Origin of the sequence: Vibrio sp. 2-Bac 85, from assembly GCF_037546705.1 — a bacterium.
Lineage (GTDB): Bacteria > Pseudomonadota > Gammaproteobacteria > Enterobacterales > Psychromonadaceae > Psychromonas.
In genome coordinates this window covers 68,635-92,218 of record NZ_JALAAB010000019.1, presented here as the reverse complement: position 1 = coordinate 92,218, position 23,584 = coordinate 68,635, and the positions used below count along the sequence as shown (strand labels likewise).

Below are 23,584 nucleotides of genomic sequence, written 5' to 3'. Positions count from 1 at the left end.
GAAATATAATGACACATTCAACAATGCAAGCTGGTGCGCTATTTCCGAGTACCGTGGTTACAAGTATTGACGGTGAAGCGGTTGATATCAGCCAGATTAGTGCAAATGCAGATTGGAGAATGGTGGTAGTTTATCGTGGAAAGCATTGCCCATTATGTACTAAATACCTGAACTTATTAGAAACTTATAAAGAAAGGTTTGCAGCTAACGGAGTAGAAATTGTTGCCGTTTCGGCAGACAGTAAAGAACAGCTTGAAATGCAATTACCTGCTTTAGAAATAAGCTTTCCTATCTACCATGGTTTGAGCATTGAGCAAATGAAAGCTTTGGGTGTCTATATTTCAGACCCTCGTTCTGAAAAAGAGACGGATCATGCTTTTGCTGAACCAGGTTTGTTTGTTATTAATACTAAAGGCCAAGTACAGCTAGTAGATATTTCAAATGGTCCATTCAGTCGACCTGATTTAGCTGTTTTAGCGGGTGGGTTAGAGTTTATTAAAGCGCCTGAAAATGATTATCCAATTCGTGGAACACATTAATAAACGAGTATAACGGTATAGTTTGTATTAGTTTAAACTAGAAAAATAGGGCTAAAATAAAAGAAAGCACTTTCTTTTTTTTAGCCCTTATTGTTTTAGTCTTTTTATTTTTCTGTTTGCTATTATTTTAGTTGATAAGCCTATAAAGCTTATTATTAACGAGGTCTTTATGGAATGGAGTACATGGTTAGTTTATATCAGTGTGATTAGTATATTGATATTCAGCCCTGGACCATCGGCGCTATTATGTATTGCTGATGGTGTTAAGTTTGGCAACAAGAAAACAATCCCTACTATTTTAGGTGGCGCAATAGCCGCTCTTATTTTGATGAGTATTTCAGCAGTTGGACTTGGCGCTATTTTGGCCGCTTCAGAACATCTCTTTTTTGTTATCAAAATGCTTGGTGCGCTGTATTTGATCTATTTAGGTTGGAGTGCATGGAAAGAAGGTAAAATTGACCTTCCATCTGAGACTACAATAAACACTAAATTAGTCTCTTATTCCAGTGTTACACTTTTTCGTAAAGGGTTTATGGTTGGTATTAGTAACCCTAAAGATCTGCTGTTTTTTATCGCTTTGTTCCCAAGTTTTATGGATGCACAATTACCTCAAGTTGAACAATATATTGTATTAGCCAGCACTTGGTTTTTAATCGATTGTAGCTCTATGTTTATGTATGCGGGTTTAGGGTCCAAAATAAGTCCATTATTAGCTAAGCCTCGTACCATGAACATTATTAACCGTGTTGTTGGTAGTGTTTTTATTACATTAGGCGGCGCATTAGCGGCTTCTGCTGGATTCGATAGGAAAGGGTAAGTATAAAACTATTCGAACAGTAATGAGCATACTGATTATTTAAAGCATTCAGTTGAGGCCGGTTTTACTAAACAATTAACCTCAACTGAATCAGTACTAATAATAACTAAAAGCTAATAACTATAAATTGAGTAAATAGGCTTCAATAAACTTACCTTGATTAGGTGCTTTAGGCGCAGTTTTGAAGGTTAGAGTTTTATTATTTTGACGTAGTTTTAGCGTATTACCAAATTCACATTCAATGTTATTAAATTGTGCAAACTGAGTTTTAAAGGTTTGATCATTTTTACACATATAAGCCATTTGCTCGGCAACTTGAGCACAAAAAGCACCTACAGCATATTGCTGCAAGGTTTTATCATCGATAGCAGTCCATTCCACGTTTGTTTTTATTGCTAGCCCGCACTGTTTATTAATATCAGTATTGGCTTCAGCGACTTTCTGTTGCTGATAATTCAAGTGCTTCTGACGATTAAAAGTAGCCAGTTTAGCTTGTGTGCCTTGCTTTAATTGCTGCTCGTACTGCGCTTTTAAATCGGCGACTATAACTGGATCAGACTGTTCTTTTTTTGATAAATACATGCCGTCACGGGTATCCGGTATATACAGTGTGTACGAGCAACAACCATAACTGTCTCCCACACTGACTAAGCCGCGCTCGGTACCATCATAGGTATATTTGTATGCGTTATTACTTCCATGAGGCTTAAAATCAGTCAGAAATGTAATGCCGTCAATCTCATGATTAATACCGGTGATTTTTATTAATGCTTGTTTTTTATCTGTTGTCGGTGCGATAACAACATTAACACCTTCTCTTGAACTGAGTTCAATAGGATATTTAGCTAGCTCCAAAGCATAGCTTTTTGATGATAGGAGTAGGCAAGTTAGTAATAATATTTTTTTCACAATAAGTCCTTTTAAGTATCTTAATTTTATATTTAAATCAGTTTATAGCATTGATCATAATGATTTAAAAGCACTATACGTGAAGGGAGTTTTAGATATTTTTAACCTTGGCGTGTAAAGTAGCGAATCAAAAATAATTAATGGGTAATAATATGAAAAAAGTAATCGATAAGCTTGCTTGGTTGATGATCGTTGATGGGAAATTACTTAATGCACGCTCTAAAGATAAAAGTCTTTTTTATTTACCCGGTGGTAAACGCGAAATAGGTGAATCTGATCAACAAGCATTGATTAGGGAAATAAAAGAAGAAGTTTCTGTTGATATCATAGCCGACTCGATTCAATACGCCGGCACATTTGAAGCACCTGCCGATGGCGAAAAGGCTGAAGCGGTTGTGAAACTAACCTGTTATTTTGCTGATTTTGAAGGACAGCTTTGTGCTCAATCTGAAATAGCTGAGATCGCATTTATCGACTTTGAAAATAAATCGCGTTGTTCCTTGGGATCTATTCAAGTAATGCAATGGCTTAAGAATCAGAATTTAATACAATAAGACATTGATCTTTTTGCAAATTTTATGCAGATACTTTTAAGCGAAGATCTGTTTTAATAGCTTCCATCAAATAAGATTAGTTAGGAAATATTATGAAAATTACAGGAAAGTGTCACTGTGGTGATATCGTTTACCACGCAGAAATAGATGAAACTAAAGTAGTAAGTTGCCACTGTAGTGATTGTCAGGTGATGTCCAGTGGACCTTTTAGAAGTGCGGTAATGTCATTACCCAATGCAGTTACTTTTATCGGAAAAAAGCCTAAAGAATACGTTAAGACAGCGGAAAGTGGTAATAAGCGAGCGCAAGGTTTTTGTGAAAACTGTGCAACAACATTGTATGCAACATCGGTCGGTGAGGGTGATAAAATCTATGGTTTACGCCTAGGTGCGATTGAACAACGTGAGTTGTTGACGCCAAAAGCACAAATATGGTGTCGTTCTGCAGCTCCATGGTTGAAGGCATTAGCGGATATTCCTGCCTTTGAGACATCAATACCTAAATAAAATAGTTTTACTTACAAGCCTAAACCTATCTCTAACTTGATGAGAGCTCTATAAGTTAGGGCTTGTATCATATTAATCCAATCTGATTAAAGATGTTCATTGAAGGTGATGTTACGTCCACCCAAATAACCAAAAACACCACATAATAAACTGGATAATGCGCATAACCACAATACTGGAGTCCAGCTATCAAATTGAGAATGTAATAAACCTGCAAGCATTGGTCCTATCGCTGCTAGTAGATAGCCTATACATTGCGCCATTCCCGATAGTGAGGCTGCTTGTCCTGAATGATGGGTGCGTAAACTAATATATGATAGTCCGAGGATAAAAATAGCACCTGAACAAAACCCCATTGTTATCGACCAAACAAAAGCAAATTCCGGTAGGTATAATAATCCTAATGCACATATAAAACCTAATATCGCTAATGATAACGCCAACACTCGTTGATCTTTTAGTTTTGATAGCAGGGGAATCAAAATGATCCCGGGTACAGCAGAAGCAAGTTGAAAAGTGCCATGTAACACTCCCGCTTGCTGTGCATCATGCCCACCTTCCATCAATATATTGGGTAACCACGCAATCATTATGTAGGTAAAGAAGGAATTCAGTCCTAAACATAGTGTTATTTGCCACGCTAAGGCATGGTGCCAAATTCTTCCTGGCGAAAGTGCTTGGGTGAGGTCTTTAGTCGGTTTGGTATGTAATTTTAATTGCGGTAACCAAATAAGTGCGCTGAATAAGGTGACTAACCCAAAACAAGCCAAAGCAATCTGCCAACCTAAATCCTGATAAGCCGCAAGTGGAATAATCAGTGCTGAATAACTGCCGGCAAAAATACCCATTGCTAGCACATAAGCCGAAGTCATCACTGCTACTTTATGTGGAAAGTCACGCTTAATTAAACTGGGTAATAAAACATTACCAATGGCGATACCAACACCGATTATCGCGGTGCCAATGTAAAGCAATATCACCGAATCAATCAAACGAGAGCTTAACCCTAACCCAATCAATAACAATGCAATAAATAATGAAATTTCAAGACCTTGTTTCTTGGCTAAGGTAGTGGCAACAGGTGAGGCAATCGCAAATGCGAGTAAAGGTAATGTGGTTAACATACCAGCTTGAGAAGCACTTAGATTAAAACTATTAATAACTTGATCTAACACTGGGCCAATACCGGTAATTGGCGCACGTAAATTAGCGGCAATAAATAAAATACCAATAATTAGAATAGCAGAAGCAAGTCGGGACCGTTGAGGCGAAATGGAATGCATAATCAGACTCTATTATTATAAAAAAAAGAGCGCAGATGATAACAGATAATAGTAATTAAACGCATCTAATCGTCACTAAATAGTTGAGTGAAAATGATTTAAAATAATGGTTATTTAAGTAGAGATTTAATGCATAGCTACAGATAAAAAATCTGCTTGTTGTTGCTTGTATGAAATTATTTTTATTTATTTAACCCCACTTTTACAAGTCATCCGTTTATATCAATAACAAAGGTTTATTAACCATCAATCGCAGAGGTTGATGAAACGTCTATTGACATAAAAAGTGATATTAAAGGTGATAATATGATGAACAACTTACAACAAAGCTCACAAGCAACTCATAGCATGAAAAAATACCGTTTAACTGTATTGAGTGGCGCTATTTTATGTACTTTAACTGCCTGTAATCAACCCAATATGGGCAATGTGAAAGAGAATGTTAAAGGCAACGAAAAAACAGTTCCTATTGAATTACTTGAGCTGGAAAAAATGGCGATTGAAGATACCGCCGTATACCAAGCTACTGAGTCCCAAGCTGCTAAGTCGCATGCAGAACAATTAATGCATAAACAATCTCGCCTTCAATCCATGCAGTTAAGTGATATGGCAATAGTCGATTCAACGGTTTTATCGAAGATGATTGAGCCACCAATAACCAATCCAGAAGTTACCATTACACAATCTACCATTACACAAGATAATAATGAGCATTATTTAAGTTCACTTTCAAACCCTGTTAAACAGGTTAAAAGCGAACCATTGTCTACATTCTCAATTGATGTTGATAGTGGCAGTTATAGTAATATGCGTCGTTTTATTAATCATGGACAGTTGCCTCCTACAGATGCGGTACGTGAGGAAGCATTCATTAATTATTTTAATTATCATTACAGTGCACCTACCGATATCGATAGTCCGTTTAAAGTACATACGGAAGTCGCTAATGCTCCTTGGAATAATCAACGACAATTATTAAAAATAGGTATTAAGGGATTTGAGATAGCAAAATCTGACCTAAAATCTGCTAATTTAGTATTTTTATTGGATGTCTCTGGGTCAATGAATGCCGCAGATAAATTACCTTTGCTTAAAACAAGTTTATCGATGCTGACTAAGCAGCTTGATGAAAACGACTCCGTAGCGATTGTGGTTTATGCCGGTGCTGCAGGAGTTGTATTGCCAGCTACCGCTGGAAGTGATCAACAAACGATTACTAATGCGCTTAACAAATTAGCTGCGGGTGGATCAACCAATGGCGCACAAGGTATTGAACTTGCCTATCAAATAGCACAAAAAAACTATAAAGAAGGGGGCGTGAATCGAGTGATATTAGCTACCGATGGTGATTTTAATGTCGGTACTCAATCAATTGATAAGTTAAAAGAGATGATCGCCAAAAAACGTGAGTCAGGCATTGCTTTAACAACCTTAGGTTTTGGACAGGGGAATTATAATGATGCATTGATGGAGCAATTAGCGCAGATTGGAAATGGTCAACATGCCTACATTGATAATATTAATGAGGCACGCAAAATATTAGTTGATGAAATCAGTAGTACCATGCAGATAATCGCTAAAGATGTGAAAATTCAAGTAGAGTTTAATCCACAGCAAGTTGCTGAATATCGATTAATTGGTTATCAAAATCGTTTATTAGCCCGTGAAGATTTTAATAATGATAAGGTTGACGCGGCTGAGTTAGGAGCCGGTCATAGGGTTACTGCGTTATATGAAATTACCTTAAGTAACACACATCATAAATACATAGATGCATCGCGTTATCAAACTGACTCACTAAAAGGTCAGTCTCAAAATCAGCCAAACAATCAGCCAAACAACCAAGAATTAGCATTTGTGAAAGTACGTTACAAACAGCCTAATAGCGAAGTTAGTCAATTAATAACTCAAGCTGTGATGCTCGAAGACCAACCGACATCAGCAAGTGATGACTTTAAGTTTGCTAGTGCAGTTGCCGGTTTTGCACAACTATTAAAAGGTGCAAAATACACTGGGCAATGGCAGTATCAAGATGTCATAAAATTAGCCTTAGAGAGTAAAGGTGAAGATCTTTTTGGTTACCGAGCTGAATTTATTCAGCTAGTAAGAACAGCAGAAGCTTTACAATAAGGTCTTGGATTCAGATTATAAAAGGGTAATGGTAATTAAGGATATGATGACAGGGATCGCAGATGAAATGCTGATGCAACAATATGCCCAGGGCGATGTACAGGCTTTTAGTCAGCTGTACACTCGTCACAAAAATAGCCTCTATCGATACTTTTTACGCCAAGTGTCAACACCTGAGTTAGCAGAAGAATTATATCAAGAGGTCTGGAGTAAATTGATCAAAGCCAGCCCTAGTTATCAAGTGCAAAGTAAATTTAGTACTTGGTTATACCGAATTGCACATAATGAATTAATCGATTATTACCGACGTCATACCTCCCAAAACAAAGTGTTCTCGACTAATGTAGAGCAAATAGAACATCCTTCAGTAGTTGAGAATGGTGAACTTGATCAAAGTGGTCAATCAAGTGAAGATTTTCTATCGAATACAACAGATACTGCTGTCGAGGATGATATCTATGCAACGCAACAGATAAAACAAGTTAAATGGTGTTTACAGCAACTGCCGAGAGAGCAAAAAGAAGCCTTTTTACTTAAGCATGAATCAGGTTTTGCGGTGAATGAAATTGCATTATTAGTTGGCGAGTCCCATGACAGTATTAAAAGTCGCATTCGTTATGGATTAAATAAATTAAAGCATTGTGTGATGCATAATATGAGGAAATTTTATGAGTGATAAATTAACTGATCACGACCTTATATCCCTTTATCATCAAGGTGCAAAAGAGCAGCCGAGTACTGACTTGAACTCGAAAATTTTAACATTAGCGGAAGCACAAACTAATGCCACTGAGCAAAAGGTCGAGGAAACAACGGTAGCAACAACAAGGTTAGACTTAGATAAGTCAAAACCGAATAAGAATTCTTCGACTGATATTGACTCTAGATTAAATAATGTAACACCATTATCCGAGCATTTGATAAACCATAACACCATAAAAAATAGCACCACCAATGAGTCTCCAAATAAGCTTCCTCAAAAGAAACCTCTTTACAAAACATGGTATGGACAGCTTTCAACGGCTGCTTCGTTAGTTTTGGTGGGCGTGTTGTACTTACAAAATTTACAGCCAATGCAAAGCATAGCGCCAATGTCAGATAAAACCTCAATGCAAGAGCAGCAGCAAATTGAAGAGCAATTACTGCAAAGAAAAAGTATTCAAGTAGAGTCTGAAGCTTTAATGGAAAGGGCTGGAAATAAGATCATGATGCAATCTAAACGCCAGTCGCAGGAAGCTCCTCAGTTCAATACTGATAGTGCTAATAACTCTGACAGTATAAATAATGCTAAAGAAAACTTAATGGTAGATGATTCCGCTGCAAATGGTTTGGTTATAGAAAACTCGGTTACAAAAAACTCAGTTGAGGATAATACTGTTATAGAAAACTCAATTGCAGATAGTTCGGTAGCAACAAAGAGCCAGAAATTAAACATAACTAATACGTTGCAGCAAATTGCGTTGTATTTGGATAAAGATGAAAAAGAACAAGCAGACAGACTTTTTAACGAGTTATTAACTAATTACCCAGAAATGACAAAAGAATTAACAATAAGTTATGAAGCCTTATTGTCTGAATCCAAGTAACTTATTTAATCAGTAATGCAATATGAAATAGTTGTGATCCTTTGATTAAATAAGCTGTTAAACTAGGTGCAGAAAAATGACAATGTAAATAGGAATATAAATGTTAATAGTAGATTATCAAAGTAAGAGTTATCACCGTTTTTTAAATGATATGCCTCAGATCGTAAACCATAAAACACGTTTTTTGATTACTGTAAATGGAGCGGATGATGCTGAGATTAGTGCTGCTACGGCAGAACTAGCTGCTATTACAAAAAGTATTGTGCAGCACTCTACTGCGATCAGCGATAAAGCTTCAAATGAACAAGTTGACCAATTATTTGTTGATGCTAGAACAAGCCGTAATATCTTATTATTTGAACAGTCTGATTTATTATTTGATAAAAAAACGATAGTAAAAAATTCACATCAACGCGATATCGGTTTTGATCTTAATAATTTATTCAAAAATATAGCAAAGCATAATGGCATGGTAATTTTAGCAACTGACCAAAAACAAACTTTAAGTGCCTCTATGTCTACTAAAATGGACGTATTGATCCGCTTTAGATAACCAGTTTTTTAGTCTCAATAGCTACAGTAGTAAAAATAACGAACAGCCATTCTTCTTAACTTCATTCAATAAAGCGAGTCTGTATGATCTTGCTCTTTTTATTGAATGGATCCCGCCCAATACAAACCTTTTTGAACTGCACAAAAGTCTATAACAAGGTTTATTTGCAACATATTGAAAAAATAAGTTTAGATTTCATTAGTCCGTGCAGAGGTTTCCTAATTATGCTTCAACTCACATTGATGACAATAAGAAGATATATTTTGCAATATTCCTCCCAAGTTGACTACAATACAATTATGGGTGTACCTATAAAGTAGTGCTTTTAATGGTGAAGTCACTTTTTAGCTATGCCTTAACTTATTATACGAATCATATCTAATAAGTGATCTATATTTTAATAGGTGAAATAGCGCACTTGATTACTTGAATTCAAGTTTTGATTAGTATCACTAGGACTATTTAATGAAACAGCCAGATATTCCATTTAACGAAATAAATCGACTTGAGGTACTTCACAGCTTACGGATCATAGATACTCCCGCTGAAGAACGTTTTGATAGGCTAACGAGAATGGCTAAGCGTATGTTTAATGTACCCATTGCATTAGTCACTTTGGTTGATGAAAATAGGCAGTGGTTTAAGTCTAGTATTGGTATCGAGGCAACTGAAGTGTCGCGTGATATTTCATTTTGTGGCCATGCAATTCTCGATAGTGAAGTTTTAGTTGTTCCATCTGCAAGCAACGATCATCGTTTTGTTGATAATCCGCTAGTTATTGAAGAGCCAAATGTAGAGTTTTATGCGGGATGCCCTTTAGTAGTAGGGGGTTACCGACTCGGTACTTTATGTATTGCGGACAATCATGCAAGGGACTTTGATGATCAAGATATTGCAGCATTAAAAGATTTAGCGGCGACCGTTGAACATGAGCTTTCTGCATTACAAATGGCCACCCATGATGAACTAACTGGAATATTAAATAGACGTGGTTTTATCTCATTAGCTCAAAATAGTTTAACGCTAAGCGAGAGAAACGGGTTTACTTCTACACTTGTTTATTTAGATTTGGATGATTTTAAGGTTATTAATGATAGCTTGGGGCACGCAGTTGGAGACAAAATATTACATTCATTTGCTGCTTTATTAAACCGCTCATTTCGTGATTCAGATATTGTCGCTCGGCTTGCTGGGGACGAGTTTGTACTACTTTTAAACAATGCTTCACAGCGAGAGGCACAAAAAATAATGGTTAACTTTAAGCAGTCGCTATCAGATTACCTGCAACAAAGTGAAATGCGCTGTAATGTTTCGTTTTCAACGGGTTTTGTTGAGTTTGATCCTAATAAACATAGCTCCATAGACCTATTATTATCAGAAGCAGATCAGCAAATGTATGTCTGTAAAGGTGCAAAAAGGTAAAGCTTAGTGCTTTGAATGCGTAGCTAATACACTCTATGTAATATGAAAACTTTAAGCTAAATTTTTTAACTGCGAACTACTTTCACTAAACACTTCTTAATTAAATACTTTATGAGCAACAAATAAAAAAGGACCAATATTATATTAGTCCTTTAGTAGTAAGCAGTTCTTAATATTTGAGTATTAATGCTCGTTTATTAACGCTTCATAAATTAACTTTTAACAAATGATTTAGCATCTATATGGTTAAAAGCAAATGATTTATGAGTTTTGATCTCTTCAAGTGATAACCCTTGTAACTCATAGGGAAATACAACCCAATCATCGGTCTGATTAACAAAGTAGTCCGGGCCTATATTTTCCGGTAATGATGCTTTTTTCCATACGGTTGCAATACGGACATCAGAAGGCATGTTTCGCTTAAGTCTAACTTTAAGCTCGTTGATTACCGCATCAGCGTTTTTACCAGAGCGATACATGTCATCTACAATCAGTAACTTATCATCGGCATTTAGCTGTTTTACTAAGTAAGTTAAACCATGTACATGAATAGGTTGGTTTACACTATCTTGATCATGATAACTATCAAAACCACCGTAGGAAGTACGGATAGAGATATGGTCAGTTTTGACACCTAATGTTTGCAAACACTCCTGCACATAGATACCTACCGAACTACCACCGCGCCATAAGCCAACAATAAAGGTTGGCTTAAAATCACTTGCCATAATTTGCGTTGCTAATTGAAAGGATTCTTCGATTAGCGTGTCTTCATCTAAAAAGATTTTTTCACTGTATTTAGCCAAGAAATTACCAACTTAATGTGTTAAATTTACAAAATAATTTATCGAAAAATTAGAACATAAACAAGATTTTAATTCAATCTTTAGTGGCACTATCTTTAAATGTTTTACTGGGAAATAACATGTCAGACAAACAGTATTTAACCGCACAAACCCTATTAGAAGATTCTTATGCTTTAGCGCGTAAAATTTTAGACAGTGAGTTTAAACCTACTTTTATTGTTGCTATCTGGCGTGGTGGTGCGCCAATTGGTATTGCGGTGCAGGAGTTCTTAGCCGTGCACGGAACTCAATCGGATCATATTGCTATCAGAACGTCTTCTTATGCTGCTGCCATCGACCAACAGCAAAAGGAAGTACGTGTACATGGTTTGAACTATTTAGTTAAAAACTTACAACATCACGATAAATTATTATTGGTGGATGATGTTTTTGACACAGGTCGTTCTATTGAAGCGATAATTCAAGAGTTACAAAGAAAAACCAGACTTAACATGCCTGAAGATGTAAGAGTGGCGGTGCCATATTACAAACCATCACGTAATCTAACCAACCGTGTGCCAGATTATTATATTCATGAAACCGATGCTTGGTTAAAATACCCGCATTCTCTTGAAGGTTTATGTGCACAGGAAATTGCTGCGCAACGTCCGCGTCTCTATGAAATTATCAAAGATTTCCTACCTGCTGAAGATAAGTAGTTTCGGTAAAATTTTTCCATAAACAACTATCCTACAAACCAGTGTTACGTTAAGCACTGGTTTTATATCAAACATATAGCTGCTATTTCTATAGCGAAACCGGTCGTCTCCCCCCGATTGATTATTGTATCTGCAATGATAAAGGCTAAATAATAAACAAAACTCCCATTGGATTTTTAATTGTCGATATTCGACTGACATAAAGTGGCATAATTGGAGATTGCAGACTAGGCTAAGTGTCTAATTTAAAATCTTATACTATTTCAGAGTGGAACTTTATGACTATCAATTTACGTTTAATTATTGGTTTTGGCGTGGTGATTTTGATGATGATAGTGTTAACCGCTATCAGTATACATAGGGTTAATTTTATTGATGCTACGATCACTGAAATGACAGATGTCAATTCGGTTAAGCAGCGTTATGCTATTAATTTTAGAGGCAGTGTTCACGACCGAGCGATTGCGATTCGAGATGTTGTGTTTGCAAGAAACGAAAGTGAATTAAATACCGATATTGCTAATATACAAAAACTAGATAAATTCTATCAACAATCTGCTGCAGAAATGCAATCACAAATGTCGTCTGCGGATGTTAGCGCAGAAGAAAAACGCATTTATACCTCGATTAATCAAATTGAACAGAAAACTATGCCTTTGATAGAGCAAGTGATAAGCGCAAAGCAAAGTGGCAATATTGTATTAGCGAATGATGTCTTACTTAACCAAGCAAGAGGTGCATTTTTAGACTGGCTGAGTATTATCAACGAATTTATTGATTATCAGGAAAAGGTTAACCAACAAGCCACTAAGGAAGTTCGTGAAGTTGCGAGCTCGTTTCAGAGCTGGATGATTATATTAACCAGTATTGCGATGGTAATAGGTTTAGCGGTTGCTTATCGCATTAGTTTTCAAGTTAGGCAGTCAGTGGGCGGCGATCCTCAGGAAGCGGCTAAAGTTGTGGCCAGAATTTCAAAGGGTGATTTGACTGGGCAGATAAACTCATGTTGTCCAAATAGCATGTTGGCATCGGTTGGTTTGATGCAACAGCAACTAAAAACGACTGTGAATAGTATTGTGGCTTCTTCGGCTGAGTTATCAGAACGTGCAATATCTGTAACCGCTGGCTCCTTGCAAGCACTGCATGCCGCTGATAAACAGGTTGTGCAAACTAATCATGCTAAAAACGATCTCGATTCTATGAGTCATAGTATTCACAATGTTGTTGATACAGTGAAACAAACAGAAAGTAATTCTCAAGCTACGGTTGAGTTATCAAAACGAGGTCGAGAAGCGGTTCAAAATGTTGCCACTGAAATTGAAAAAATTTCTAATACTGTAAAAGCAACAGTGACACAAGTTAACGTACTGCAAGAAAGAACCCGTGAAATTGGCGAAATTATTAACGTTATTCGTGGTATTTCAGATCAAACCAATCTTTTAGCTTTAAATGCAGCTATTGAGGCAGCCCGAGCTGGTGAAACTGGTAGAGGGTTTGCAGTTGTTGCCGATGAAGTTCGCCAACTGGCATTAAGAACAGGTGAGGCAACGGGGGAAATTGAAACCATGATTAATCAAGTACAGGGTGATACGCAAGCTTCTGTTACTGCGATGGAAACAACGGTACCGCAAGTAGAAAAAGGGTTAACACTGACCCATCAAGCAAATGAATTATTGAATGATATTCAACGGCAGGCTGATGATTCGTTAGTTAAGGTATTAGAGGTTGTCGGCGCTACCAATGAACAGGTTGCTACCATTGATAACGTGGCACAAGGAATGGAAGAGATAACGGTGATGTCTCGAGAAACGAGTGAAACATTGAAAAATAATGTTAACCAAGCTGAGCTGCTTGAGAATTTAGCCAAGAGCCTGAAAAAAGATACTGATTACTTTACTATTTAGTCACTTAACTTACATACCATCATTCTCCAATCAAAGCCCTGTCACTGTTTTAGTGACGGAGCTTTTAGTAACTAACGCAAGCGTACCCATCTTATAGGTTTTGATCGTTAGCGGGCGATAAGAGAGCAATAGATAATAGAAGATGCATGATGAATCTACTAAAAAGCGCTAGCAAGGTCTCCCCTGATAGCGCTACGTTAACCTCTAATTTGTTACCGACTAAAGTTATTAAGATTAGTCCTGTAGCAGTGCGTTATTTGTATAGAGATCGTTCGCTATTTAAGCCTTTGATTAAACTCACACACATAATCAACAGTACAAAAGTAAAGGGCAGTGCGGTGGTTACTACACCTGATTGCAATGCTTGTAGTGCTTCTTTACCACCAATCCACAGCATTACAGCTGCAATAGCACCTTCTATCGTTGCCCAGAAAATTCGTTGAGGAACCGGTGCGTCAATTTTACCGCCTGCAGTAATACTATCGATAACTAATGACCCTGAGTCAGAAGATGTAACAAAGAATATCAGGATTAAAACAATTGAAATCACAGAGATGACATCACCATAAGGTAATGCATCGTATACGTGGAATAACGTTAACGATATATCTGTTAAGCCATTGGTGCCTAACTCACCTACTTTATTAATAACTTGATCAATTGCAATACCACCAAAGATAGCCATCCAAATAATGGTCATAAAAGTGGGTATAAAGATCACGCAGAATAGAAATTGGCGAACGGTGCGGCCTTTAGAAATACGAGCAATAAACATACCTACAAATGGAGACCAAGAGATCCACCAAGCCCAATAAAAGACGGTCCACCCTTGCATCCAAACTGTATCATCACGGCCATGAGGGTTACTCAATGCAACAATATTTTCAGCATAAGCGATAAAGGTCTCTGGAATGGTGACTACGATAATGTCAAAACCTACGTAAGCCACAAATAAAAGTAGAGCAAATGCAAAAATCATATTGATATTACTAAGTAATTTTACACCGCCTTCAATACCTCGAATGATCGATAAAATAGCAATAAAAGTAACAAAAGCAATCACTATAAATTGCATGCCCAAGCCACCGTCGGTACCAAATACATGATTAATACCACTGGTTGCTTGTTGTGCACCTAATCCTAAAGAAGTCGCTAAACCGAACAGTGTTGCTAATACCGCTAAGATATCAACAACGTGCCCTAACCATCCCCATGCTCTATCACCGAATATAGGAAAGAAGACAGAGCGAATTGATAAAGGTAACCCTTTATTATAAGCAAAAAAGGCTAATGATAAGGCCACAATGGCATAGATAGCCCAACCATGAATACCCCAGTGGAAAATAGTTGCGCCCATTGCGAGTGCTTTTGCTTCGGGTGTATAAGGGGTTACATTAAAGGGAGTTCCCCACCAATCTGTAAAGTAAGCTGTTGGTTCTGCTACGCCCCAAAAAAGAAGACCGATACCCATTCCTGCTGCAAATAGCATCGCTAGCCATGATGGTGTCGAATATTCAGCTTTTGCCTCTTTACCTCCGATGCGAATTTTTCCTAATGGCGAAACCATTAACACTAAGGAGAAAAGAAGAAAGAAGTTAGTGGCCCACATGAATAGCACGTCAAATTGTTCCATAATGCCGTTTTTAACGCTATTTAATGCTTCTTTAGCTGTGATTGGGTCGACTAGTAAGGTGATTGCAATGAATAGGCAAATAAGTCCTGCACTGGTACCAAAGACAGGGTTGTGAATATCAAACCCCCATTTTTGTAAGTTATCTTGACCTACCTGATAGTCAGTAGTCTCGATACTGTATTTTTGTTGTTGATTATCCATAATATTATTCGTTTATGCCTTTAAAACATCTGTTAATTAAAAAGTAAATTAAAACGCTTAAAAATTATTAACCGTCATTAATCGTTGTTATTGATGATTAAGCTTAGCTTAATTAATGTTTGTTGCACCTTTGAGGGTGAAACGGTTACCGCATAGCGATAGTACAATGTAATCAGTAAATATCTAACTTTTATTCACTATTAGAACATAGTTTTTTGCAGTTAAATAAAACGACAAAAAATAATTATTCAGTGGCTAATTAGTACTGTTAAGGTAAAGGTATTCAATAGTCATTCTATTTTAGTTTGGTTAGATTATTCACTGTATCTTTTTGTTTATTAGCTGCAAGTTGTTTGAAAGTGTTCGAGCTAGCCATATACGCTTTGGCTATTTAAGTGAACGTTGAAGTTGATTTTTAGCCATTGGGTTAATTTTGCTTTGCTTAGTTTTTTTATTGGCAATTAGTAATGTTAAGTTGCCGCTAAACTTTATAGCTTCATAAATAGTTGTATTAAACTGGGTAATATAGACTTAGTAGAGGAGGTTGGTTGACTAACGATACCTTTGGCAAAACCTGCACCAAAAGAAGCCATGAGCCCCTTTTTCGATGCTAATAATGTATCGATATTAGCTTTAGCATCAAGTGTGGCTTGCTTATCTAGGAGACTGGCATTAGTGTATTCTTGCTCAGTAAGACGTACTGTATCTATCTCGTTCTGAATAATAAACTTCATATTTTTATCCTGCTATGACTTCAGTGCAAGTTGCGCCAGCGTTGCATTAAATCCAACTAACTGCCATATGCTTTTTAATTGTTTAAATAACCAAAACCCTAATCCGATATTAATCACTAGCAATAATATAATTGGCATGCTCAGGGATAAGCTTAAGTAATAAATGATGAATCCAATACCGACATTAAGTAGTGCCCATACCATGACTGTAATCACTATTAATGCAATGCTAATAGCAAATGAGAGTAGAATCGCGCTGAGGCTTAACTTAGCCTCAGCGGCAACTAAATTCTTGGCGGCAATTAGCTTGACTACTTTACTGCCTAATAACGTTTCTAAACTGTCATAAGTGTTCTGAAATGATGCTGACTGTTCTTCTAAATCGTTATCAGGTTGCTTTTCAAATGAGTCTTTTTGCTCTGGAATATCCATACTAACCTTCGCTTCGATTGTTTACTTGACGGTTTCACTTTTTACTTTCTTTTTAATAGTGATGAGACCAGCATACCAACAGTGAATGCGATACCAGCAGCAGCGATTGGGTTTTCTGTCGCGTATTTTTTAACCGCAGACTTATTCCATTTATCTTCTATTTCACCCTGTTTCTTTGCTAGTGTTTCAGAACTGCTGTGCGCAGTTTCACGTAATGATTCTTCAGCTGTACCTACTTTATCAGCTAATGTATCTACAGAATCGTGTAACGTATCTTGTAACTTATCAGTAACTGGGTGATCTTCTTTTAAGGTATTTTTTAAATCAGCTTTCGTTGCTTGTTTTGACTGTGCCATTTTATTTTCCTCTTCAGTTATTGAAATCGACAATGATTGAACTATGTAATCTCGGTAATATTGATTACTTCATATTGTGTTCAATAAGGTAGTTGCAACTAATGGGCCAGTTATTTAATGCCTACTTATCAATGACTTACTTTTTTAATTCAAGTGGCATTAAAAGCTAGCGTGTAAATTTTTCAGGTATTCGTTGTAATATTTTCACAATACAACAAATAGTGATTCTAATGACGTTTACTTCATCTATTAGTGTGAATATGACTTCCCCCTTAGATGTTTGGTCTTATTCAAACCTTTTGAGCCATTCAAATCCTTTTACTTATTCAAACATAAGGTCATCTATATTTTTTCTACATATGATTCATATGACAGTGAATGTGTGAAGTAATAGAGCATATAAATCTTATCGTGTTTGCTTGTGAATTAGCTGCTTGTACTAAATTGAGTTAATGGGGGAATTACTTAATTTTGAATAATTATTAAGAATCTTATTTGTAGTACAAGTGTTGGCTTTATTTCAACTTTAATCATTGTTTTAAATAAGTTAATTGTCGCTACATTAAAATTTGAAAATACTATCTCACGAGTGATAGGTATTAAATACTTGATTTTTGTTTTTAAATTTAATTTAAGTTGTTGTTTTTGTTTATTTATTTTGTTTTTTGTTTGTTTTTGGTCATCTGATTGGATTCTTTGATATTTATGCGAACATCATTTAATAGTGATAAAGGTCTAAGTTTGTAGGGACTAAGCGTGATCCGTATCATACCCGTATGTTTTATTATTGTAATACTTAATGTTGTTTGTAATATACAAGGGTAGACGATTAATAACGACACAGTTTTTACAAAAATTTTTACCACTCATTGTAGTCATTACCCATTTATTTAATGAACCATGATTACAAAAATAAATATTTTTAATAAGGAAATGAAAATAATGAAAAAGATCTTATTACCTTTAGTAGCTACATTGCTACTTGCACCAAGTGCATATGCTAAAACACTAAACTTAGGGCACGCTATGTCTCTAGAAAGTGCTGCTCACCAAGGTATGGTTATCATGGCTGAGAAAGTTAAAGAAAAGTCTGATGGCGACCTTACTATTAAGATTTTCCCAAATGGACAACTTGGTTCTGAACGTGATCAGGCGGAGCAAGTAGTAACGGGTGCTATCGATATGGCTAAAATCAACGGTGGTTTAGCAGAATCTTTCGAACCCACTTTTAAAGTTAATGCGCTACCTTTCTTATTCCGTGATGTTCCACACATGAGAAAATTCATGAGAAGTGAAGCAGCAAAAGAGATGTTAGTTTCAAGCGAAGGTAAAGGTTTCATTGGTCTTACTTTTTATGATTCAGGTACACGTAGCTTTTACGCTAAAAAACCAATTAACTCTCCAGCAGATCTAGCCGGCATGAAAGTACGTGTTCCAGGGTCTCCAACTATGATGGAAATGGTTAATTTATTAGGCGGTAAAGCGACACCTGTACCATTCAATGAAGTTTACACTGCTTTGCAACAGGGCGTAATTGACGGTGCAGAAAATAATATTTCTAGCTTAGTTGAAATGAAACATAGTGAAGTTGCTAAATTTTACTCTATGGATCAGCATATGATGACCCCTGATGTGATTATCATTTCAGAAAATAAATGGAATTCATTAACAGCAGCAGAGCAAAAAATCTTAAAAGAAGCAGCGGCAGAGTCTCTTGAAGAACAGATCAAAATCTGGGACGCAACGGATAACATGAATAAAGCGAAAGGCATCAAAGAAGGCGTAACATTTATTGAAGTTGATAAAGCCCCTTTCCGCGCAGCTGTTAAACCAATGATTGATGAAGCTAAAAAAGATCCTAAGTTAGCGCACTTCATTGATAAAATTGAAGCACTTTAAATAAGTATTAGTAAAAATATAATTTTGCCCTGGCCTTGCTAGGGCAAAATCCTTCGAGGTATAACTACATGTTAACATCTTTCAGAAACCTACTTGATAGGTTGATTCTATTTATTTCTTCTTTTGCATTAATGTTGCTAGTAGTAACCGTCACCTGGCAAGTCTTTAGTCGTTATGTGTTAAATGACCCAAGCAGCTGGACTGGTGAACTTGCTCGCTATACGATGGTGTGGCTTGGATTATTAGGAGCTGGTTATTTATTTGGTGTTAAAGGACATTTAGCGATAACGCTATTAGATGGCTATCTTAGAGGAAGAGCACATACAGCATTACAATTACTCATCAATGGGATCTCTTTTGCATTTGTCTCTTTAGCAATGTTTAAAGGTGGTATTGCACTGATGGGAAGAACCGGCCAACAACTATCACCTGCGTTGCAACTACCAATGTCTACCGTTTATTCAATATTACCTATTTCAGCCGTTATTATTCTTATTTATTTGACATTAAATACGATTGAACTTTTTTGTAAACCTCACAAAAAATAAATTTTAAAAGGATTCATATTATGGACTTGTCCATTGGTGTTTGGCTACTAGGCCTATTTTTATTCATGATTGCGATAAGCGTGCCAATTGCCATTGCTATTGCCATGTCATCTTTAACCATCATGTACTTCATTTTACCCTTTGATGTAGCAAGTATTACAGCCGGCCAAAAAATTATTACTGGTATTGATAGTTTCAGTTTATTAGCTATCCCTTTCTTTATTCTCGCTGGGAATATTATGAATGTCGGTGGCATTGCGGGGCGGCTTATCAACCTAGCAAAGCTAATGGTTGGTTGGATCCCAGGATCTCTTTTACACGTAAATATATTTGCTAATATGATGTTTGGTGCCGTTTCTGGTTCTGCAGTTGCTGCCGCTGCTGCAGTTGGTAAAACCTTAGGTCCAGAACTAGAAAAAGAAGGTTATGACAAAAACTTAGCAACAGCAGTCAATGTTGCATCTTGTCCTGCAGGCTTACTGATTCCACCAAGTAACTCATTAATTGTATTTTCAGTCGTATCGGGTGGAACATCCGTTGCCGCACTGTTTATCGCAGGCTATGTCCCTGGTATTTTAATGGGATTAAGTTGTATGGTTGTGGCTTATTTTATCGCTAAAAAGAAAGGCTATAAAACAAGTGCCAATGACGGCTTCACAGCTAAAGATGTATTAAGAATTATTTGGCAAGCAACACCAAGTTTAGGGCTTATTTTTGTTGTTATTGGGGGGATTATTGGCGGTGTATTTACTGCAACAGAAGGCGCGTGTATAGCTGTGCTTTACTCTTTCACCCTATCACTCTGTTACCGAACACTTAAGTGGTCACATTTTCCAACAATTTGTAAAGAAACAACACTGATCACCGGTATTATGCTGTTCTTGATTGGTGCATCAACCATTATGTCATGGGCAATGGCTTTTACAGGTTTACCGACGATGATAAGCGATTGGATGTTATCAATTTCTGATAATCCAATTATTATATTTATTCTAATGAATTTAATTTTGCTAATTGTTGGTATGTTTATGGATCTTACGCCTGCCGTATTGATCTTTACACCTATATTTATGCCAATTGCAGAGCATCTGGGTATGCATCCAATTCACTTTGCAATGATGCTTATATTCAATCTATGTATTGGTATTGCAACACCACCCGTTGGCACCGCATTATTTGTTGGCTGCAGTGTGAGCGGCTCTAAGATTGAAAATGTAATAAGAAGTATTATGCCATTTTGTGCGGTATTGATTGTGACCTTATTATTAATCACTTTCATTCCTGAGATTAGTTTATTCTTACCAAGATTCTTTGGATTAATTTCTTAATCTGAATGCTTAATCGAATCTCTTAAGCTAACCACTTAAGCGCATTAATGAATTAATGCGCTTTAATATCATTGTTATTGTTCAAACGGCCAAAATCAGAAAACCTTTCGGTGGACTGATTTTGGTATTAAGCTAAAAGCCTAATAAGTTAACTCCCGCCTGGTCGTATTAAATATCTTTGTCTCTCAGATTTACTTTGATTATTATTATTCCGCAATACTTTGATCGCTTATGGTGTGAGTCACACTGTGAATGGTAAGATATTACCTTTATAACTTTTAAAGTTATCAGTAACCGTTTGTAGGGAGTTTCAATTGTCAATTACTAATCAGTTAATGCTATTTATCGATGTGGTGCAACAGGGCTCTTTTGCTAAAGCTGCGGCTATTCATGATATGGATAACTCCTCATTATCGAAACAAATTAAAAAATTAGAAACTGCGCTGGGTGTGCAACTACTGAATCGCTCAACACGTTCATTTTCTTTGACTTCTGCTGGAGAAGAGATTCTGCATCAAGCCCATATTATGATGGATACGTTGGATGATATGAAAAGTATTGCTGATTCCTATCAGGTTGAACCGAAAGGTATGTTACGTATTACTTCGGGTATGTTTTTTGGGCAACAATTCATCCAGCCTGCGATTAACCAGTTTATGCAGCAATACCCTGATGTAAAAATAACATTGATGTTAGATGATAAACGCAGCGATATTATTGCAGATCACTTTGATTTAGCCTTTAGAATTGGCAAATTGGATGATTCCAGTTTAATTGCTAAAAAAATTGCTAATACACATTTTGCGTTAGTTGCATCTGAAGATTTTATTTCTCGGCATGGCTTACCACAAACACCTGAACAGTTAATCGCTTTACCAGCGGTTATCTATGGCAATGGCGATGTGAGCTTGGATCAAATTAAAATAAGTGAACAAGCGCATAGCGATATACAGAAAACATTTAAAATGCGCGGCAATTACAAAGTGAGCGATGTTCGCGCTATGATGGAGGCGGTGCAAGCTGGACTAGGTTATACTTTGATTGATCTTTTTAATTTAGAAAAACCTATTAAAGAGATGGGGTTAGTTGCGTTGTTAACTGATTATAAACTATCAAATATGGATACCGCCATTTATGCTCTATATCCACATCGTAAACAAACTTTACTGGTCAGTGAGTTTATTAAAACGGTGCAAAATTATATCGGTGAGCCTGCTTTCTGGGTTGAACATATCCCTAATTACAAACAGCTTTATAAATAAAATTAGCACTGGATAGCGATGGTTTCGCTTCGATTATCCAGAGTAAATATTTAAGATTAATAGTCAGTTTTTGACTGCAATGACACCCAAAATATAGCTCAGACAATAAATTATTTACAGGGTTTAGTAATAAAGCTCATTACATGAGCTTTATTACTAAAAAGTAAGGTTAAAGCGATGGTTCTTAAAAACAATGGTTCTTAAAAACCTTCTAAAACAACTTTACCTTTTGCAGTTTGCGTCTCAAGGAATTGATGTGCTTTACGTAAATTAGCGGCATTAATTGGACCTAAATTTTGACCCACTGTGGTTTTAATTTGCCCTTTATCAATCATATTCGCCACGTTATTTAAAATTTCATGCTGCTTTTGCATATCATCTGTTTTGAAGATTGAACGTGTGAACATTAACTCCCAGTGAACTGAAACCGCTTTAGTTTTAAAAGGTACGATATCTAATGTTGCTGGATCATCAATTAAACCAAACTTGCCTTGAGGTTTAATGACTTTTTCAATCTCAACTAAATGCTGCTCTGTATTATTTAAGCTAACAACATAATCCACATTTGCTAAGCCTTTTGCTGCAAACTCTTCACTTAACGGATTACGGTGATTAATAATGGTATCAGCACCTAAATCTTCTAACCAAGAAATAGTTTCTGCACGTGATGCCGTTGCAATAATTTCAAGTTTTGTTAGTTGTTTTAATAGTTGCACCATGATTGAACCCACGCCGCCGGCAGCACCAATGACTAAAATACTTTTAGATGCATCATCTTTTGCCACGTTAAGGCGATCGAATAACAATTCCCATGCCGTGATGCTGGTTAATGGTAATGCCGCTGCTTCACCGTAAGATAATGTAGTTGGCAAACCACCAACAATACGTTCGTCAACAAGATGATATTGTGCGTTACTACCTGAGCGAGTTACATCACCAGCATACCAAACCTTGTCACCAGGCTTAAATAAGGTTACGTTTTCGCCCACTGATTTAACAACACCTGTAGCGTCATAGCCTAATACTTTGTATTCACCTTCAGGAGCAGGGGCAGTCTGACGAATTTTAAAGTCAGCAGGGTTTACCGAAACAGCTTTAACTTCAACCAAAATATCCTGTCCCTGTGCAACAGGCGTCTCTAATTCTATATCTTGCAGAGATAATTCATTTTCTACGGGTAAATTTTGTTGGTATCCAATTGCTTTCATTTTCAATCCTCTTCAGTTTAATGAGTTACGCTTGTTAGTTACGCTTGTTAGTTACGCTGCTAGTTACGTTAATGGGGACATTTTGAAGGGTTCTGCTGCTGTTGCACAGAGAAGAAAGTTCCAATTATTATGGAACAAATACCCCACAATTAAAGGCTATCTATGAATAATAAAGGCTATCTATGAATAAAATTTATTAATAGAGTTCATATTAAGAATTAAATTGATAGTGAAATGATTGAATTAAATGATTTTTATTTGAATTTGATGGATAAG

23 protein-coding genes are annotated in these 23,584 nt (G+C 36.5%); 15 read left to right on the top strand and 8 right to left on the bottom strand.

Annotated elements, in window-relative coordinates; translation table 11 throughout:
• The first annotated feature begins 8 nt into the window (after window positions 1-8).
• Window positions 9-539 carry a redoxin domain-containing protein gene (locus MT390_RS16925; RefSeq protein ID WP_166369916.1) on the top strand — a complete coding sequence of 177 codons (531 nt, stop codon included), beginning with the start codon at window positions 9-11 and terminating at the stop codon, window positions 537-539.
• Window positions 540-708: 169 nt separating this feature from the next.
• Window positions 709-1,356, top strand: coding sequence for a LysE family translocator (locus MT390_RS16920; RefSeq protein WP_499442273.1), 648 nt, complete (start codon window positions 709-711; stop codon window positions 1,354-1,356).
• Window positions 1,357-1,476: 120 nt separating this feature from the next.
• On the opposite strand, the gene MT390_RS16915 is transcribed toward MT390_RS16920, so the two are convergent.
• Window positions 1,477-2,265, bottom strand: a complete 789-nt coding sequence (locus MT390_RS16915; RefSeq protein ID WP_499442271.1) for a hypothetical protein — start codon at window positions 2,263-2,265, stop codon at window positions 1,477-1,479.
• 152 nt (window positions 2,266-2,417) lie between these two features.
• On the opposite strand from MT390_RS16915, the gene MT390_RS16910 reads away from it, so the two are divergent.
• Both MT390_RS16910 and MT390_RS16905 read left to right on the top strand, forming a co-directional pair.
• On the top strand, window positions 2,418-2,819 hold the full coding sequence (locus MT390_RS16910) for an NUDIX hydrolase (protein ID WP_499442270.1): 402 nt from the start codon (window positions 2,418-2,420) through the stop codon (window positions 2,817-2,819).
• A 92-nt stretch (window positions 2,820-2,911) separates the two neighbouring features.
• Window positions 2,912-3,325, top strand: a complete 414-nt coding sequence (locus MT390_RS16905; protein ID WP_166369924.1) for a GFA family protein — start codon at window positions 2,912-2,914, stop codon at window positions 3,323-3,325.
• Window positions 3,326-3,411: 86 nt separating this feature from the next.
• Here MT390_RS16905 and MT390_RS16900 read toward each other — a convergent pair whose 3' ends face one another.
• A complete protein-coding gene (locus MT390_RS16900) occupies window positions 3,412-4,608 on the bottom strand; it encodes an MFS transporter (RefSeq protein ID WP_166369926.1) in 1,197 nt (398 codons plus the stop codon).
• Window positions 4,609-4,914: 306 nt separating this feature from the next.
• Here MT390_RS16900 and MT390_RS16895 point away from each other — a divergent pair, with 306 nt between their 5' ends.
• The 5 genes from MT390_RS16895 (at window position 4,915) to MT390_RS16875 (ending at window position 10,299) form a co-directional block, all read left to right on the top strand.
• A complete protein-coding gene (locus tag MT390_RS16895) occupies window positions 4,915-6,738 on the top strand; it encodes a vWA domain-containing protein (protein WP_499442268.1) in 1,824 nt (607 codons plus the stop codon).
• Window positions 6,739-6,781: 43 nt separating this feature from the next.
• A complete protein-coding gene (locus MT390_RS16890; protein ID WP_499442267.1) occupies window positions 6,782-7,414 on the top strand; it encodes a sigma-70 family RNA polymerase sigma factor in 633 nt (210 codons plus the stop codon).
• The gene (locus tag MT390_RS16885) at window positions 7,407-8,324 is read left to right on the top strand and encodes a hypothetical protein (protein ID WP_499442265.1); all 918 of its coding nucleotides are present in this window, start codon (window positions 7,407-7,409) and stop codon (window positions 8,322-8,324) included. The genes MT390_RS16890 and MT390_RS16885 overlap by 8 nt, the downstream gene beginning before the upstream one ends.
• Window positions 8,325-8,424: 100 nt before the next feature.
• A complete protein-coding gene (locus MT390_RS16880) occupies window positions 8,425-8,877 on the top strand; it encodes a hypothetical protein (protein ID WP_499442263.1) in 453 nt (150 codons plus the stop codon).
• Window positions 8,878-9,342: 465 nt separating this feature from the next.
• Window positions 9,343-10,299: a sensor domain-containing diguanylate cyclase gene (locus MT390_RS16875; protein WP_499442261.1), complete on the top strand. Its 957-nt coding sequence runs from the start codon at window positions 9,343-9,345 to the stop codon at window positions 10,297-10,299.
• Between the two features lie 212 nt (window positions 10,300-10,511).
• Here MT390_RS16875 and MT390_RS16870 read toward each other — a convergent pair whose 3' ends face one another.
• Window positions 10,512-11,105, bottom strand: a complete 594-nt coding sequence (locus tag MT390_RS16870; protein WP_299664184.1) for a phosphoribosyltransferase — start codon at window positions 11,103-11,105, stop codon at window positions 10,512-10,514.
• Window positions 11,106-11,224: 119 nt separating this feature from the next.
• On the opposite strand from MT390_RS16870, the gene MT390_RS16865 reads away from it, so the two are divergent.
• Both MT390_RS16865 and MT390_RS16860 read left to right on the top strand, forming a co-directional pair.
• Complete coding sequence (locus MT390_RS16865; protein WP_166369938.1) at window positions 11,225-11,803, top strand: phosphoribosyltransferase; 579 nt, start codon at window positions 11,225-11,227, stop codon at window positions 11,801-11,803.
• A gap of 278 nt (window positions 11,804-12,081) precedes the next feature.
• A complete protein-coding gene (locus tag MT390_RS16860; RefSeq protein ID WP_499442258.1) occupies window positions 12,082-13,707 on the top strand; it encodes a methyl-accepting chemotaxis protein in 1,626 nt (541 codons plus the stop codon).
• A gap of 253 nt (window positions 13,708-13,960) precedes the next feature.
• On the opposite strand, the gene MT390_RS16855 is transcribed toward MT390_RS16860, so the two are convergent.
• From MT390_RS16855 to MT390_RS16840, 4 genes are all read right to left on the bottom strand, one after another.
• Window positions 13,961-15,541: a BCCT family transporter gene (locus MT390_RS16855; protein WP_499442257.1), complete on the bottom strand. Its 1,581-nt coding sequence runs from the start codon at window positions 15,539-15,541 to the stop codon at window positions 13,961-13,963.
• 488 nt (window positions 15,542-16,029) lie between these two features.
• Complete coding sequence (locus MT390_RS16850; RefSeq protein WP_499442256.1) at window positions 16,030-16,275, bottom strand: hypothetical protein; 246 nt, start codon at window positions 16,273-16,275, stop codon at window positions 16,030-16,032.
• 12 nt (window positions 16,276-16,287) lie between these two features.
• Entirely contained in the window at window positions 16,288-16,707 is a 420-nt protein-coding gene (locus tag MT390_RS16845; RefSeq protein ID WP_499442254.1) for a hypothetical protein, read from the bottom strand.
• Window positions 16,708-16,748: 41 nt separating this feature from the next.
• Complete coding sequence (locus tag MT390_RS16840) at window positions 16,749-17,063, bottom strand: DUF883 domain-containing protein (RefSeq protein WP_166369948.1); 315 nt, start codon at window positions 17,061-17,063, stop codon at window positions 16,749-16,751.
• A 942-nt stretch (window positions 17,064-18,005) separates the two neighbouring features.
• Between MT390_RS16840 and MT390_RS16835 the strand changes: the two genes are divergently transcribed.
• The 4 genes from MT390_RS16835 (at window position 18,006) to MT390_RS16820 (ending at window position 22,100) form a co-directional block, all read left to right on the top strand.
• On the top strand, window positions 18,006-18,962 hold the full coding sequence (locus MT390_RS16835; RefSeq protein WP_499442253.1) for a TRAP transporter substrate-binding protein: 957 nt from the start codon (window positions 18,006-18,008) through the stop codon (window positions 18,960-18,962).
• 68 nt (window positions 18,963-19,030) lie between these two features.
• Window positions 19,031-19,510 carry a TRAP transporter small permease gene (locus tag MT390_RS16830; RefSeq protein ID WP_166369952.1) on the top strand — a complete coding sequence of 160 codons (480 nt, stop codon included), beginning with the start codon at window positions 19,031-19,033 and terminating at the stop codon, window positions 19,508-19,510.
• A gap of 20 nt (window positions 19,511-19,530) precedes the next feature.
• Window positions 19,531-20,838: a TRAP transporter large permease gene (locus MT390_RS16825; protein WP_166369954.1), complete on the top strand. Its 1,308-nt coding sequence runs from the start codon at window positions 19,531-19,533 to the stop codon at window positions 20,836-20,838.
• A 314-nt stretch (window positions 20,839-21,152) separates the two neighbouring features.
• Window positions 21,153-22,100: a LysR family transcriptional regulator gene (locus MT390_RS16820; protein ID WP_499442252.1), complete on the top strand. Its 948-nt coding sequence runs from the start codon at window positions 21,153-21,155 to the stop codon at window positions 22,098-22,100.
• 200 nt (window positions 22,101-22,300) lie between these two features.
• Here MT390_RS16820 and MT390_RS16815 read toward each other — a convergent pair whose 3' ends face one another.
• The gene (locus tag MT390_RS16815) at window positions 22,301-23,308 is read right to left on the bottom strand and encodes a zinc-binding alcohol dehydrogenase family protein (RefSeq protein ID WP_499442251.1); all 1,008 of its coding nucleotides are present in this window, start codon (window positions 23,306-23,308) and stop codon (window positions 22,301-22,303) included.
• Between the last annotated feature and the right edge of the window lie 276 nt (window positions 23,309-23,584).

Excerpts from the sequence above, each read along its gene's own strand:
- MT390_RS16925 (WP_166369916.1), top strand. The coding sequence starts at position 9 with ATGACACATTCAACAATGCAAGCTGGTGCGCTATTTCCGAGTACCGTG.
- MT390_RS16920 (WP_499442273.1), top strand. The coding sequence starts at position 709 with ATGGAATGGAGTACATGGTTAGTTTATATCAGTGTGATTAGTATATTG.
- MT390_RS16910 (WP_499442270.1), top strand. The coding sequence starts at position 2,418 with ATGAAAAAAGTAATCGATAAGCTTGCTTGGTTGATGATCGTTGATGGG.
- MT390_RS16905 (WP_166369924.1), top strand. The coding sequence starts at position 2,912 with ATGAAAATTACAGGAAAGTGTCACTGTGGTGATATCGTTTACCACGCA.
- MT390_RS16900 (WP_166369926.1), bottom strand. The coding sequence starts at position 4,608 with ATGCATTCCATTTCGCCTCAACGGTCCCGACTTGCTTCTGCTATTCTA.
- MT390_RS16895 (WP_499442268.1), top strand. The coding sequence starts at position 4,915 with ATGATGAACAACTTACAACAAAGCTCACAAGCAACTCATAGCATGAAA.
- MT390_RS16890 (WP_499442267.1), top strand. The coding sequence starts at position 6,782 with ATGATGACAGGGATCGCAGATGAAATGCTGATGCAACAATATGCCCAG.
- MT390_RS16885 (WP_499442265.1), top strand. The coding sequence starts at position 7,407 with ATGAGTGATAAATTAACTGATCACGACCTTATATCCCTTTATCATCAA.
- MT390_RS16880 (WP_499442263.1), top strand. The coding sequence starts at position 8,425 with ATGTTAATAGTAGATTATCAAAGTAAGAGTTATCACCGTTTTTTAAAT.
- MT390_RS16875 (WP_499442261.1), top strand. The coding sequence starts at position 9,343 with ATGAAACAGCCAGATATTCCATTTAACGAAATAAATCGACTTGAGGTA.
- MT390_RS16865 (WP_166369938.1), top strand. The coding sequence starts at position 11,225 with ATGTCAGACAAACAGTATTTAACCGCACAAACCCTATTAGAAGATTCT.
- MT390_RS16860 (WP_499442258.1), top strand. The coding sequence starts at position 12,082 with ATGACTATCAATTTACGTTTAATTATTGGTTTTGGCGTGGTGATTTTG.
- MT390_RS16855 (WP_499442257.1), bottom strand. The coding sequence starts at position 15,541 with ATGGATAATCAACAACAAAAATACAGTATCGAGACTACTGACTATCAG.
- MT390_RS16850 (WP_499442256.1), bottom strand. The coding sequence starts at position 16,275 with ATGAAGTTTATTATTCAGAACGAGATAGATACAGTACGTCTTACTGAG.
- MT390_RS16845 (WP_499442254.1), bottom strand. The coding sequence starts at position 16,707 with ATGGATATTCCAGAGCAAAAAGACTCATTTGAAAAGCAACCTGATAAC.
- MT390_RS16840 (WP_166369948.1), bottom strand. The coding sequence starts at position 17,063 with ATGGCACAGTCAAAACAAGCAACGAAAGCTGATTTAAAAAATACCTTA.
- MT390_RS16835 (WP_499442253.1), top strand. The coding sequence starts at position 18,006 with ATGAAAAAGATCTTATTACCTTTAGTAGCTACATTGCTACTTGCACCA.
- MT390_RS16830 (WP_166369952.1), top strand. The coding sequence starts at position 19,031 with ATGTTAACATCTTTCAGAAACCTACTTGATAGGTTGATTCTATTTATT.
- MT390_RS16825 (WP_166369954.1), top strand. The coding sequence starts at position 19,531 with ATGGACTTGTCCATTGGTGTTTGGCTACTAGGCCTATTTTTATTCATG.
- MT390_RS16815 (WP_499442251.1), bottom strand. The coding sequence starts at position 23,308 with ATGAAAGCAATTGGATACCAACAAAATTTACCCGTAGAAAATGAATTA.